This is a genomic window from Nitrosospira multiformis (assembly GCF_900103165.1).
GTDB classification, from domain to species: Bacteria; Pseudomonadota; Gammaproteobacteria; order Burkholderiales; family Nitrosomonadaceae; genus Nitrosospira; species Nitrosospira multiformis_D.
On record NZ_FNKY01000001.1, the window covers coordinates 1,336,411 to 1,350,216 of the forward strand.

At 52.7% G+C, this 13,806-nt stretch carries 14 protein-coding genes; 4 read left to right on the forward strand and 10 right to left on the reverse strand.

Annotation, left to right across the window (positions count from 1 at the left end; translation table 11 throughout):
• Positions 1-804, reverse strand: coding sequence for an ABC transporter ATP-binding protein (locus BLR00_RS06005; RefSeq protein WP_074631527.1), 804 nt, complete (start codon positions 802-804; stop codon positions 1-3).
• Positions 805-813: 9 nt separating this feature from the next.
• The gene (locus BLR00_RS06010; protein WP_256324062.1) at positions 814-1,920 is read right to left on the reverse strand and encodes an MlaE family ABC transporter permease; all 1,107 of its coding nucleotides are present in this window, start codon (positions 1,918-1,920) and stop codon (positions 814-816) included.
• A gap of 549 nt (positions 1,921-2,469) precedes the next feature.
• Here BLR00_RS06010 and xdp1 point away from each other — a divergent pair.
• Positions 2,470-3,276: an exosortase-dependent surface protein XDP1 gene (gene xdp1, locus BLR00_RS06015; protein WP_074631529.1), complete on the forward strand. Its 807-nt coding sequence runs from the start codon at positions 2,470-2,472 to the stop codon at positions 3,274-3,276.
• A gap of 368 nt (positions 3,277-3,644) precedes the next feature.
• Here the strand turns inward: xdp1 and BLR00_RS06020 are convergent, their stop codons facing one another.
• The 5 genes from BLR00_RS06020 to rluD all read right to left on the reverse strand — a co-directional run bounded on the left by BLR00_RS06020 (position 3,645) and on the right by rluD (position 8,435).
• Entirely contained in the window at positions 3,645-4,115 is a 471-nt protein-coding gene (locus BLR00_RS06020; protein WP_256324063.1) for a hypothetical protein, read from the reverse strand.
• Between the two features lie 166 nt (positions 4,116-4,281).
• Positions 4,282-5,619 carry a 30S ribosomal protein S12 methylthiotransferase RimO gene (gene rimO, locus BLR00_RS06025; protein ID WP_074631534.1) on the reverse strand — a complete coding sequence of 446 codons (1,338 nt, stop codon included), beginning with the start codon at positions 5,617-5,619 and terminating at the stop codon, positions 4,282-4,284.
• Positions 5,620-5,729: 110 nt separating this feature from the next.
• Positions 5,730-6,536: a ZIP family metal transporter gene (locus BLR00_RS06030; RefSeq protein WP_074631537.1), complete on the reverse strand. Its 807-nt coding sequence runs from the start codon at positions 6,534-6,536 to the stop codon at positions 5,730-5,732.
• Between the two features lie 226 nt (positions 6,537-6,762).
• Complete coding sequence (gene pgeF / locus BLR00_RS06035; protein WP_074631539.1) at positions 6,763-7,512, reverse strand: peptidoglycan editing factor PgeF; 750 nt, start codon at positions 7,510-7,512, stop codon at positions 6,763-6,765.
• Positions 7,509-8,435, reverse strand: a complete 927-nt coding sequence (gene rluD / locus BLR00_RS06040) for a 23S rRNA pseudouridine(1911/1915/1917) synthase RluD (protein ID WP_256324190.1) — start codon at positions 8,433-8,435, stop codon at positions 7,509-7,511. The genes pgeF and rluD overlap by 4 nt, the downstream gene beginning before the upstream one ends.
• A 113-nt stretch (positions 8,436-8,548) precedes the next feature.
• On the opposite strand from rluD, the gene BLR00_RS06045 reads away from it, so the two are divergent.
• Positions 8,549-9,355, forward strand: a complete 807-nt coding sequence (locus BLR00_RS06045) for an outer membrane protein assembly factor BamD (protein ID WP_074631541.1) — start codon at positions 8,549-8,551, stop codon at positions 9,353-9,355.
• Between the two features lie 76 nt (positions 9,356-9,431).
• Here BLR00_RS06045 and BLR00_RS06050 read toward each other — a convergent pair whose 3' ends face one another.
• From BLR00_RS06050 to BLR00_RS06060, 3 genes are all read right to left on the reverse strand, one after another.
• Positions 9,432-9,941 carry a universal stress protein gene (locus BLR00_RS06050; RefSeq protein ID WP_074631544.1) on the reverse strand — a complete coding sequence of 170 codons (510 nt, stop codon included), beginning with the start codon at positions 9,939-9,941 and terminating at the stop codon, positions 9,432-9,434.
• Positions 9,942-10,333: 392 nt separating this feature from the next.
• Positions 10,334-11,038, reverse strand: a complete 705-nt coding sequence (locus BLR00_RS06055) for an MIP/aquaporin family protein (protein WP_074631547.1) — start codon at positions 11,036-11,038, stop codon at positions 10,334-10,336.
• Positions 11,039-11,131: 93 nt separating this feature from the next.
• Entirely contained in the window at positions 11,132-11,803 is a 672-nt protein-coding gene (locus BLR00_RS06060; protein ID WP_074631549.1) for an arylesterase, read from the reverse strand.
• Here BLR00_RS06060 and BLR00_RS06065 point away from each other — a divergent pair.
• Both BLR00_RS06065 and BLR00_RS06070 read left to right on the forward strand, forming a co-directional pair.
• Positions 11,802-12,488, forward strand: a complete 687-nt coding sequence (locus BLR00_RS06065) for an ABC transporter ATP-binding protein (RefSeq protein ID WP_074631552.1) — start codon at positions 11,802-11,804, stop codon at positions 12,486-12,488. The genes BLR00_RS06060 and BLR00_RS06065 overlap by 2 nt on opposite strands.
• Positions 12,449-13,687, forward strand: a complete 1,239-nt coding sequence (locus BLR00_RS06070) for an efflux RND transporter periplasmic adaptor subunit (protein ID WP_256324064.1) — start codon at positions 12,449-12,451, stop codon at positions 13,685-13,687. Before BLR00_RS06065 ends, BLR00_RS06070 begins: the two co-directional genes overlap by 40 nt.
• Positions 13,688-13,806 lie beyond the last annotated feature (119 nt).

Here is a 13,806-nt window from a genome sequence, read left to right on the forward strand (position 1 = left end):
CTATAAAACGTCGCAAATGCTTTCGGGCTCATCGCCGGTACATCCCAGCGCTTTCCGGCCACGCTCACCGCGGAAAAAGTTTGTAACGAATGGATGATTTGTACCCACAACCTCCGGCAGACTGCCCAGCGCCACGATACGCTGTTCCGCCAGGACGGCTACGCGATCGGAAAGCGCCACCAGTGTATCCAGATCATGCGTCGCCATGACAATGGTGAGCGTCAACTCGGTGCGCATTGTCCGGATCAGTTCGACGAATCCCTCGCTAAGCTCCGGGTCCAGTCCGGCGGTAGGTTCGTCCAGGAACAGCAGGTCCGGATCCAGGGCTATGGCCCGCGCCAGCGCTATGCGTTTGATCATGCCGCCGGAAAGCTCAGCGGGCATCTTATTCGCATGCTCCGGTGCGATATCCACCATTTTCAGTTTGAGCATGACCAGATCGCATATCATGCTCTCGTCCATTGTGCGCAGCTCGCGCATCGGCAGCGCGATATTGTCAAACACCGATAGTGCGCTGAATAGTGCGCCTTTTTGAAACAACACTCCACAGCGGTTGCGCATGCCTTGCAATTTCTCACGGTCATGGCTATGCAGGGGTTCGCCACAAACCCGAATAATACCTTCCGTCGGCATCTCCAGACCCAGCATTTGCCGCATCAAGGTAGTCTTGCCACTGCCGGAGCCTCCCACCAGTGCGAGCACTTCCCCGCGATATACGCAAAGATTAATATCTTCGTGTACTACGTGGTCACCGAAGCGGGTATGCAATCCTTCCACCTCAATAAGGCACTCGCCGTTCGTCATTAGATCGCCTTACTTTAATCCAACATTGGAAAAAACAACGGCGAAAATCGCATCAATAATAATCACGACAGTGATCGCCGTTACGACTGAATTTGTGGTGCCTTCGCCCAGGCTCTCGGTATTGGATTTGATTCTCAAGCCGAAATGGCACGAAACCAGCGCAATCATCATACCGCACACCACGCCCTTGCCCAGCCCCAGCCATAAGTTGGCAACCGGCACCACGTCCTGCAATTTATTCAGGAAAAATTGATAACTGAGTCCCAGTTGAATTTCGGCAACAACCATTCCGCCCACCAGCGCGACGGCGCTGGTCCACAATACGACCAGCGGCATCGCTATCCCCAGTGCCATCACTTTTGGCAGGATTAGCCTCAGACTGTGAGGTATCCCCATTACAGTCAACGCATCCAGCTCTTCGGTTACCCTCATCACGCCCAGTTGTGCGGTCATGGAAGAACCGGACCGTCCGGCCACCAATATTGCGGCAAGCATGGGGCCGAGTTCACGAATAATGCTGACGCCAAGGATATTGATGATGAATATGTCGGCACCAAACGTCTGCAACTGCCTGGCGGAGAGGAAGCTCAGCACGATCCCAATGAGAAATCCCACCAGCGCGGTGATACCCAGCGCCTGTGCGCCGGTACGGTATAGATTTGCCGAAATCTCACGCCACGGAATATGAGCGGGGTGACCGGCCAGATATATTACATCCAGCAGCATTTGACCAATCAGCATAACGAGACCGGTCAAATGTTCCCACAGCAAAAAAAACGCCTTCCCGAGATTTGTGATGGGCCACAGCAAATCACGTGGAACGGGTGCGGACGGGGCCGGCGCCTCCTTCATGCGGTTAAATAATCTCTCGTGCTCCGGCCGCAACAATAAATGGGAAGGACGGCGCGAGCCCCACGCTCGCCACAGCAGCACCGCTCCGGCATCGTCCATTTGCTCGATTCCGGTCAAATCCCACCGTAACTCGGTGTCGGCCGCATACGCAACCAATTCGGCGGGCAGCGTATGCAACCGCTGCCCAAGGTTAGCCAGAGTGTAGTTACCGGCAAGTACCAACCGCGGTGCGCCATTCTCACTGGTTACACGATGTAATACCATTAACGAATCACCTTGATTCTCCGGCATCATGGTTGGGTGTGGTCGATATAAACGATACATAATACGGTAATCGGGCTTTCATAGCCCAATCTCAACCATTTTCTACTCGCCCTTTAGCGACGGTGTTTTGCCCGCTCCAATAGGATTCGAACATTCCAGGAGCGTCGAATTGTAGTCTTTTGTAGTAGAACCCATTCAAGGTTTTCAGGTCAAGCACCGAGTACCTCATTGGGCAGGTTAAGGGCTGATTATAAAAACCAGATTATGCGCCATGTTGGTTTGACCACAATTTAACCGCCGAATTTCCTCCACCTTCTTTTATCAGCGCCCCTAAGTATTCCACCATTTTTTCGTAACATTCAGCTTGGGACTCCAGCATAATGCTGCCCCACGCGAGTGTCGGAGCTCTTTACATCAGCCATCTCTTTAATTTTGAATAGATAGGTAAGTAGCTGTTGCATATTATTATTAATATCTGGCACAAGATTTGCTTAAAGGATATTGGTGCAATAATATAAAACTTAAACGTACCTGAGGATGGAGATAAAAGTGAAAAAGTTGATTGTAGGGGGGGCGGTGATTCTGAGTGCGGGATTGGCCGGCACTGCCACTGCAGCCGTCATAACATGGGATACGATTAGCAACTCAAGCACGACAGCAGATGCTTGCACCAATGGTGTGGGAAATGCTTGCACATTTACTAAAGGCACCGAAATACTTACGGCTCGAGCCTATGCTACCAATGATAATGCAGGATCAGGCGCATTCGAGAAGGCAACGATCACTGTCTATAGCGGTGGAATAGGTGTCAAGAACCCTGATCAAGTGGGCAGGTCTTACTCAAATAACGAAAATGATTCGCCCGACCATGCGATTGATAACGATGGAAGGGATGATCTCGTTGTCTTTGAGTTTAGCAATTCGCTGTTTGACCTTGACAGTTTCCAGATTGGCTGGAGGGATAACGATTCCGATATTCGCTGGTGGATTGGCGGAGCAAGCCTCGGGGCGAATTTTGACTTTACAGGACAAACATTCTCAAGTCTCTCAGGTCTCGGTTTCAACAGCTCAGGCGGTTTCAATAATGTTGCCATTAATACAACAAAATCTGTCTCTGGGGATGAGACGGGCCGTTATCTGATTTTTGCGCCGTCACTACAGGACACTGTTCGGCATAGCCCCCCCGACAGTAAGTACGACTATTTCAAGCTCAGCCAGATTACGGGTACGCTAGGAACCGTGGTGGTTCCTCCTCCCGATCCAGATCCGCAAACCACGGTACCGGAACCCGGAACCGCGGCCTTACTCGGCATTGCTTTGGCCGGGTTATGGGCAAGCAGGCGGCGGAAGAGTTAGCGAGGTCGAGTCGCGCTATTGATTGGTTTTTTAGAGGCTCAGGGAAGAGAAACAGGAAGTATGGAAGGGGCAACAATAATAATAATGCAGTAAGAATAATAATAACAATGGCAAAATCAGGATCGGGGTAATATTTTCAAGACATGAAATCTTGCCCTGACCCTGATTATTTTTTTGCATCGTCTCCGGGGTGTTTCATAAATTCGTGTAAAAAGCTTCCTTACGAAACGAGAGACCAGTGAGGGCACGTGAATTTATGAAACATTCGGGTAAAATTACGCCTGCTGAGTAGTTTTTTATACAAACTCACCGGCAGCCGTTTTGCCATCTCCTCCCGTTACGTCAAATACTGCTGGCGTTTTGCGTTGCTAATGCTGATGATGGGAAGAATGCATTCCCGGTTGAGCGGATTGCTCCTTGACGCGAATCTGATAGCCGGCGTGGCAGGCATTGCACTTTTTCATGGATTCGCTCAATTGCCGTAGCGTATGCTTGGGATCTTTCAAGGATTCAGCATCCATGGCGATCTGGTCGAAATCCTTATGTACCGACATGCCAAGCTGCATGAACTCCTTCGGTAGTATCGCCTTGAGATGGTCTTCGGCTTTGTGCGTCATCCCCATGCCTAGCGGTCTCGCGTAACGCGCGACCGCTATCATATCTTCCCTTAGAAGTGCATCCAGAATATTCTGCGTTCCGGTTAGCAGGGCTCGCATTTCGGTAAGCACATGATCGCGTTGCATTTCATTAAATGGCAGTATCCGGCGTTTATCGACCTCGTTTGCCGCCACCGTCGTCGTGGCAATTAAGCTCAGCGCAATAGCAAGAATCTTTTTCAAATTAATCTCCCGCATGAATTGATTTAATTTTTTGCTCGATATTCAAGTCATAGTCCCTTGATTCGCTGTACATGCTTTGGAGTGCAATGGCATACCATTGCTTCCGGTGTTGAGGAAACTCATGCGGCGCAATGCGCTTCGCTTATTACGCCCCACGCTGGTTGTATTATGCAACCATCCCCTTGGCCCATAAATCATGCGCATCAGAGCTGGTAATTTCGACCTCGATAAACTCGCCGGGTTTCATTGTTTTTGCGTTATCGATGTAAACCACGCCATCGATTTCGGGCGCATCGGCGCTGCTACGAGCGATGGCCTTGTTTTTCTGTATTTCGTCCACCAGCACGGTCATGTGTTTGCCGATTTTTCGGGTAAGCAGCGCAGTACTGATTTCTTTCTGCACCGCCATGAAGCGGGCGCGGCGTTCTTCCTTTACCTCTTCGGGGATGTGATCGGGCAGCGTGTTTGCTGCAGCACCCTGCACTGGCGAGTAGGCGAAGCAGCCGACGCGGTTCAGTTGCGCTTCCTGCAGGAATTCCAGAAGTTCTTCAAACTCCGCTTCCGTTTCGCCGGGAAAACCAACAATGAAAGTACTGCGCAGCGTAATATCCGGGTAAACCTCCCGCCATTGTCTGATGCGTGCCAGGTTGTTTTCGGAACTGGCGGGGCGTTTCATCGCCTTCAGGATGCGCGGGCTGGCGTGCTGAAACGGCACGTCGAGATAGGGCAGAATTTTCCCTTCGGCCATCAGTGGAATCACTTCATCGACATGAGGATAGGGATAGACGTAGTGCAATCGCACCCACACGCCGAATTCCCCCAGAGCACGTACTAGCTCGGTCATGCGGGTTTTGAGCGGCCTGCCTTGCCAGAAGCCAGTGCGATATTTCACGTCAACGCCATAGGCGCTCGTGTCCTGAGAAATGATGAGCAACTCCTTGACACCGGCGTTAACCAGATTCTCCGCCTCCTGCATCACCTGATTAACGGGACGGCTGACCAGATCGCCGCGCATGGAGGGGATAATGCAGAAAGTGCAACGATGATTGCAGCCTTCGGAGATCTTGACATAGGCATAATGCCTGGGAGTGAGACGTATCCCCTGCGGGGGGATCAGGCTGGTATAAGGGTCATGCGGCTGCGGCAGATGCATGTGTACCGCCGCCATGACCTCCGGCAACGCATGCGGGCCGGTGACCGCCAGCACCTGTGGATGCGCTTGTTTGACCACTTCGCCGCCGCCTTTGGCGCCGAGGCACCCGGTGACGATGACCTTGCCGTTCTCCGCCAGCGCTTCGCCAATGGCATCCAGTGATTCCTCCACCGCGCTGTCGATAAAACCGCAGGTGTTGATGACTACCAGGTCCGCGTCCTCGTAGGTGGAGGAGATGTCATAGCCTTCGGCACGCAACTGGGTAAGAATCTGCTCGGAATCGACCAGCGCCTTGGGGCAACCGAGCGAGACAAAACCGACTTTGGGAGATAAGGGTTTGGGAGAGGACATGGCTACTGAAATATTGGCTATGAAAGAAATAAAGTATCGGAACAGGGCCTGCTCAGCCTATGAGAGCTTCGACTGATTCGACCGGTTAACTGATCTGGCGATTCGATGGTTCAGGCATGATGAGAGAAAAGGCTGCCGGCCAGCCAGATGGAACTGATGCCCAGTGTGATAAGTGCAACCTGCTGTATGGTCGCATCGATTTCAGGGCGTTTGTGCAGGCCGGGAATCAAATCGGACATTGCCACATAAATCATACTGGCCGCGGCCAATCCCAGCAGCGATGGGAGAAGATGATTCATGTCTTGCAACATGAAGTAGGTCAACATGGCGCCGATCAGCGTGGCAAAGCTGGATAACAGGTTAAAAAGCAGCGCCTGCCGGCGAGTATAACCGGAATTGAGCAGAATCAGAAAGTCACCGGCTTCCTGCGGAATCTCATGCGCAATAATGGCGATAGAGGTGACAATACCCAGTTGTATGTCGGCCATGAACGCCGCCGCAATGAGTATGCCGTCGACAAAATTGTGAAACGTGTCGCCCAGCATGATCAACATGCCGCTGCGGCCATGATCGTGATCGTTCACAGGTGCGGCCACGATATCGGCGGTCCCGTGCAGTGGATCATGTACCTCGCATTCTTCCAGGTGACAGTGGCGCCACAACACCAGTTTTTCCAGAATGAAGAATAGCAGGATGCCAAATAGCACCGTGCCGGTCATTTGGGCGGGATCTTTTGATAACTCGAGCGCTTCCGGCAACGCGTTGAGAAATGCGGCTCCCAGCAGCGCCCCTATCGCGTATGAAACCAGCATTTGTACCCACGAGACGCGGGTATTGAGTGTCAGCGCGGCAGCGAACAATACGCTTAATGCGCCGCCAAACAGAGTCGTGATGATGATCCACGTGAGAACAGACATTAATCTAAATCCGGCAGTTGTAGCGAATTCACTAAGAAAGTGAAGGTGGAGTGATGCAGTACATCATTACGGGTCATGGCGCTTAACTGGAAACGAGCTGAAAAATGAGCGGTCTACCGCTGGATTCAGGCTTAAAGATGATTTTCGGAAAATGCGGGATTATACGCTTTTGCGGGGTGTAAAACCGAAGCAAAAGGGGCAATGGCGGCAGGGCTTCGCCGCATATTCACCTATCCAGCCAGATCAATCCTGCCATTCGTCCGGTACTGCCGTCCCGGCGATAGGAAAAGAATTTTTCCGGATTGCTGAAGGTGCATTCGCCTCCACCGTAAACTTCGTTGACGCCGGCTTCCGTCAATCGCTGTCGCGCCAGCAGAAAAAGATCGGCGAACCATTTGCCGTTGTGAGCGTGGTGTGGCCGGAAAGCGATAGCGGATTTCCTGTCATGCTCGATAAATGCCTGGCGCACTTCCTCACCCACCTCAAAATGGCGAGGGCCGATTGCAGGCCCGAGCCATGCCATGATCCGGAGGTCTATCCCGTCTGCCCGGTTTATCTCCGATAGCGTGCGTTCGATAACTCCTCCCACCATTCCCCGCCAGCCCGCGTGGATCACGCCGGCCAGGGTACCTGCATGGTTGCACAATAGGACGGGCAGACAATCGGCGACAAGCACCGCACAGACGTTGCCGGCGCATCGGCTGAACGCGGCGTCACCATCACAGGGGGTTGAACAATCATAATCGTCGATCCTGACAGACGTCGTGCCGTGTACCTGTTTCAGCCACCGGGGTTCGCCCGGCAAAATTTGACACAGTAGAGAGCGGTTTTGTTCGACCGCTACAGGATCGTCGCCCACATGATCTCCCAGGTTAAAACTGGCGTAAGGTCCACTGCTGACCCCACCATTTCGTGTGGTAAACAGCGCCTTGACATTGCCGGGTGCGGGCCAGTCTGGAACGATCCAGTCGTTCATGCAGGTGAATTGACAAGCGTGGAATTACGTTCGCGATGTTGTTGCAGCATCAGCAGCAATCGGTTCATATCCTCGGGTAATGCCGCCTCCCACATCATTCTTCTGCTGTGTTGCGGATGGGATAACTCCAGTTTTTGTGCATGCAACGCTTGTCTTGGAAAACCGGCAATCAGTTGTCCTGTTTCTCGCGAGATTTTTTTCGGCTTGCCGCCATAAACCGGATCGCCCACCAGCGGATGGCCAATGGAGTGCATGTGCACACGAATCTGATGCGTGCGGCCGGTTTCCAGGCTGCACTGAAGCAGGGTGCAGCCATCGAATTTTTCCACCACCCGATAGTGGGTACGTGCCTCCTTGCCGCTCGCGGTAACGGTCATTTTCGTACGCTGTACCGGGTGCCGTCCCACCGGTGCGTCAATCGACCCCTCGACGGAAACATGGCCCAGCACCAACGCCAGGTAATCACGCTTCACGGTATGTTTTTGCAATTGCCGCACCAGACTGGTTTGTGCTTCCAGGGTTTTCGCCACCACCAGCAGCCCGCTGGTTTCTTTATCCAGCCGGTGTACGATGCCCGCACGCGGCACGGCGCTCAGTTGCGCCGCGTGGTGCAGCAGCGCGTTCAGGAGGGTACCCTGCCAGTTGCCGCTGCCGGGGTGTACAACCAATCCGGCCGGCTTGTTGATAACCATGAGCACATCGTCTTCGTAAATAATATCAAGCGGGATGGCTTCGGCGGCATAAGCGGTTTCGATGTGACCGCTTATGGGTTGCCTGACCTGTATCTTTTCTCCCCCCCATAATTTTTGTTTGGGAATGGCTTCCCGCTCATCCACGCTAATCCGTTTTTCCAATATCCAACCCTGTAGCCGGCTGCGAGACCAATCGGGCAGCAGGCGCGCCAGCGCCTGGTCAAGCCGCATTCCCGCGTAATCCGGGGGGATGGTCAATTCGGTGATGCTGTCAGCCGATTCAGACGATAGGGGGCTTTGCGCTATAATAATAATATTCGTCCTTACTTTCCGGTGAATTTGCCATGTCGCGTAGTGTAGCTTTATTTCTGGTATTGCTGCTATCAGCGTGTGGCCTGCTGCCAAAACAGAACAACCCGGACGATTCCAAGAATTGGTCTGCCAGCAAGTTCTATTCCGAGGCGAAATCGGAGATGTCCAGTGGAAATTACTCGGCCGCAATTAAACTATTCGAGCAGCTGGAAGCCCGTTATCCCTACGGACGCTATGCGCAGCAGGCGCAGCTTGAGATTGGCTATGCGCATTACAAAGACGGCGAACAGGCCACGGCTATTGCCGCCGCCGACCGTTTCATCAAGCTGCACCCGAATCATGCGAACGTGGACTATGCTTATTACCTCAAAGGGTTGGCGAATTTTAATGATGACCTGGGGCTGATGGGCATCGTGTCGGAAAAGATTCTCGGCCAGGATATGAGCGAGCGCGACCCGAAGGCGTCACGTGAGTCATTCGATAATTTCAGGGAATTGGTTACCCGTTTTCCCGATAGCAAATACACGCCCGATGCGGTACAACGCATGAAGCATCTGGTGAATGTAGTGGCGCTAAACGAGGTGCAGGTAGCGCGTTATTACATGAGACGAGGCGGCTATGTCGCCGCTCTGAATCGTGCGCAATTTACCCTCAAGGAATACCCGCAGACACCAGCCACGGAGGAAGCGCTATTCATCATGATAAAAGCCTATGATGCGCTGGGAATGACCGATTTGCGTGACGACGCCGCGCGCGTGATGACAAAAAATTTCCCTAACAGTCGATTCTTCCCTGATTCGACCGCGGCGACCGGCGATTCCTGGTGGAAATTCTGGTAGCACGGGTCCCGGCCTGAAACTTCCACCGGAACCCTCTCCAAATTATCGATTCTTCAGGTCTGGCAGGTTGCGGGCGTCAGGCGGTCTTCGGATTCAATGTGATGGAGTGTGCGCTATCTCTCCCGGCAGATTGCTTGTGTGTGGTTTCGTCCTGCAAGCGGATTGCCATCACATCGCATGTGGCATGATGCAGGACACTGTTTGCCGTTGATCCCAGCAATAGAGCGAGGCCATGACGCCCATGCGAGCCGACAATAATTAAATCCACCTGCTCCTGCTCCGCAATCCGCACGATTTCCTGCCCCGGGACCCCCCAGACCATCCAGCGGCAGCCAGGGTCGACATTCAGTTGGTCACCGAGTTGCATCAACCTGGATTTCTCCGCTTCCAGCAATTCGTATGATGAATCTTTGTACAGCGGAATAATTGTGCCATAGGCCGTATCCGGCATTGGAATATTATCCAGTACATGAATAATGCTCAGTTTCGCATGAAAAATATTTGCGAGATGCTGTGCTTTTTGGATCACATAATCGCCATGTGGGGAAAGGTCCACTGCCAGTAAGATATGCTGATAGCTATCCATGGTTTTCCTGTGTGTTTATTGATACCAGATCTGTTTTTCCAATATCCGGGCAGCTATTTTAAGCGTGTCCCTGATTCTGCCAGATGTGAATTTACCATTTCAATATCTCACTATGCTCTGAATCATGGGTATTCGATGGCGATGCCAATCGGATCATATCAGGTGAGGAGGGGCTGCATTCGCATCATTAATGCAAGCCGGCGAGCATGCTGGCCGCCTGGGTACCGCTAACGGCAGGGACAATTCCGGCAATATCAAAGTACCGGGGATTCAACTTCTGCGCGAATGGAAGAGATTGAAGAGGTGGAATAAAAATTGAGATGGGTCAAAGTGTTAACATAATCTGCATCGAGAAATTCTGTTCCTTTTTTTGACTCTCGCAAGAAACTTGATCACAACAATTTAAAAATAGAAACAGCAAGAAGGCCTCCAACTATGGGGCCGATCACTGGAATGTACGCGTAGCTCCAATCGCTGTCCCTTTTATTGGGTATTGGCAGAATGGCATGCATAATGCGCGGCCCCAGGTCACGAGCCGGGTTAATCGCAAAACCCGTCGTCCCACCCAGTGATAAACCGATGCCGAATACCAGCAAAGCGGCTGGCAGGGCGTCCAGTGATCCAAGACTGCTCTGCGGGGCAACCATATGCAAAATGCCAAAAATCAATATAAATGTTCCGACAATCTCGGAGACAAGGTTATTGAAAGGACTTCTTATCGCGGGTCCGGTACAAAATGCGGAAAGTTTCGCGTTCGCATCTTGCGTTTGTTCAAAATGTTGACGATAGGTCACCCATACGATCAGCGCACCGATCATCGCACCCAGCATTTGTCCGGCAATGTAAGTGGGTACGTCGCCCCACGCGAATTTACCCGCGGCAGCCAGAGCAATGGATGCCGCCGGGTTGATATGCGCACCGCTTATAGTGGACACCGCATACACGCCGACGAATACAGCAACTCCCCATCCCAGAGTAATGGCAATCCAGCCGCTATTATTGCCTTTTGTTTTACTCAATACGACATTGGCTACCACACCGTTCCCAAGTACGACCAGCAGGCAGGTACCTATCAATTCGCCGAAAAAAGGTGTCATCTTTTTAAGTGAAGCGCTAAATTGGGATCAAGGATAAAAACCACACTCGCATTATAAGTATAGCTCAACAGTGCACCGGGTCAATGTAAAGTTTCAGGGGCGTCCATCAGCAATGGTCGGCTGTGATTTAAGCATTGTTCGTAATACTTTCCACACATTTTCCATGATTTTTTGTTGTGCGTGCCCATTCGGATGTATTCCATCCGCCTGAAAGAATTCACGCTTGTCGCCAAAACCGTCCAACAGAAAGGGTACCAGTTTGAGCCGGTGGCGTTTTGTCAGCTGCGTGTAAATATCCTGAAATTTTTGTGTGTATGCTATACCATAATTGGGCGGTAGTTGCATCCCCGCCAACAGCACCGTAGCGTTATTTCTCTGGCAGGCTTCAATAATGGCTTCAAGGTTGTCACGAATGGAATCGATGGATGCGCCGCGCAATCCGTCATTGCCGCCGAGTTCGAGAATGACGATGTCCGGGCGATGGATTTTTAGCGCCTGTTCGATACGATTGCGTCCACCCATCGCGGTTTCGCCACTGATGCTGTTGTTGATTAGGTGAATCTGCGATTGCGTTTGAAGCCGTTTTTTCAGCAGACTGACCCATCCAGCCTCCTGCGGCAGGCCGTAGCCGGCAGACAAGCTGTCGCCGAACACCATAATGGTAGTGCCCGCTGGGGTGGCCGCGGCTCCGGGCACGGCTGTGGCGCCCGAGTTGGTGGAGATAAAAGTAAATAGCGTATAGAGGATAATCAGGAAATATTTCATGACAGATAACCTTGTTGAAAAGCCTATTGTGCAGGCAATCGCCTTGACCAAACGAGTCAGCACTGGCGACGATCAGCTCACCATTCTGGAGGACATTCACCTTAAAGTAAATGCGGGCGATTCCGTTGCCGTGGTGGGCGCATCGGGTTCGGGTAAATCGACGTTGCTGGGATTGCTGGCAGGATTAGATACTCCCTCAAGCGGCAAGGTTCATCTTGATGGAGAAGATATTTTTTTGCTGGATGAAGATGCGCGGGCGGCACTGCGCGGACGCATGCTGGGTTTTGTATTCCAGTCATTTCAGTTGCTGCCCGCGTTAACCGCGGTTGAAAACGTAATGTTACCGCTGGAACTCGCCGGTGCAAACAATGCAAGCACTGCCGCACTGGAATTGCTTGAACGCGTTGGGTTGGGAATGCGTCTAAAGCATTATCCCAGGCAATTGTCCGGGGGTGAGCAACAGCGCGTTGCCATTGCACGCGCATTTGTCACGCAGCCGCAATTATTGCTGGCTGATGAACCTACCGGCAATCTGGATTCTGCCACAGGTGCACAAATCATAGAACTCATGTTTGAACTGAACCGCGAACGGGGAACGACATTGGTTCTGGTTACGCATGACGAAGCCATTTCCAGCCGCTGCGCATGGCGGATACGGTTGGCTGGGGGAAGGGTTATAAATTGACCGGCTCGATGGAAGGCAAGCCCCAAACAAAACCGGTGCCGGGTACCAGGCGGCGTGCATGGGTCACAATGGCCGGGATTTTGTTCGTTGTGTTGATTGCCGCTACCTGGATCTGGCGCAACCAGAGTGGTGCGGCGGATGTGAAGAGTAAGCGTGACAGGGGCAATAGCGCGATTCATGTCGCCACCGCCTTGGCTACCCGAAGTAATATGGCGGTCAGGTTGACGGCCAATGGCACGGTGACCGCACAGCAGATGGTGGCGGTGCGGCCACAGCTTAGCGCCATGATTAGAGCCGTGCATATCAAGGAAGGGCAATTTGTGCAAAAGGGCGAGAAGATGTTCACGCTTGATGCGCGCACCGAGGACGCCAATCTCAGCCGGACTGAAGGACAATTGGCCAAATCCCGGGTTGATTTGACGAATGCCGAGCGTAATCTTGAGCGCCAGCGCGAATTGTTTCGGCAAAACTTTATTTCGCAGGCTGCGCTCGAGGTGGCGGAGAGCCAGGTAGACGGGCTCCGCGCCCTACTTTCGGTGGATCAGGCGACGGTGCAGGCAAATCGCGTCACTCGCGGTTTCAGCGAAATCACCGCGCCTATTGCCGGGCGCACAGGTGCCATTCCAGTGTATCAAGGCAGCCTGGTACAACCGAATGATGCCTTGGTAAGCATCACACAGATCGATCCGATCAATGTCAGTTTTACCTTGCCGGAGCGCGAGTTTGTCTCTTTGCAACAAGCGCTCGCCAAAGGTGAAGTACCCGTTAATGTAGTGCTGGATGCGGCCGGAAAGCAAACACGCCAGGGCCGGTTGATATTTGTCGATAACATGGTAGATACGGCGAGTGGCACCATTGGTCTCAAAGCGGAATTTCCCAACGCGGACAGGCATCTGTGGCCGGGCATGTTTGTTCCCGTAACGCTGACGCCGCGCACACTGGCTGGCGCCCTTACGGTTCCCGTGCAGGCAGTGCAGAATGGTCCGGATAGGAAATTTGTTTACGTAATTGGAGAAGATGGCAAAGCGAACTCGCTGACCATTGAGGTACGTTTGATTCAGGACGGGCTTGCCGTAATAGAGGGAGAAGGCGTCGCGCCGGGTACGCGTGTGGTGGTTGAAGGGGCGCAGAATCTCAGGCCGGGCAGCGTGGTAACAGAGGTCAAGCCCCGTAGTGGTGAGGCTGGAGTTGGCAGCTAGATGATGAGTCAATCAACGGATCGGCAATTGCACCTGAATTCGATAGTTGACCGCTCATCCCGCTTCGGGATCGCATCTTCCTGCGGAAGGCGCTGCTCCGCCCTAAGCGGTCGCATCCC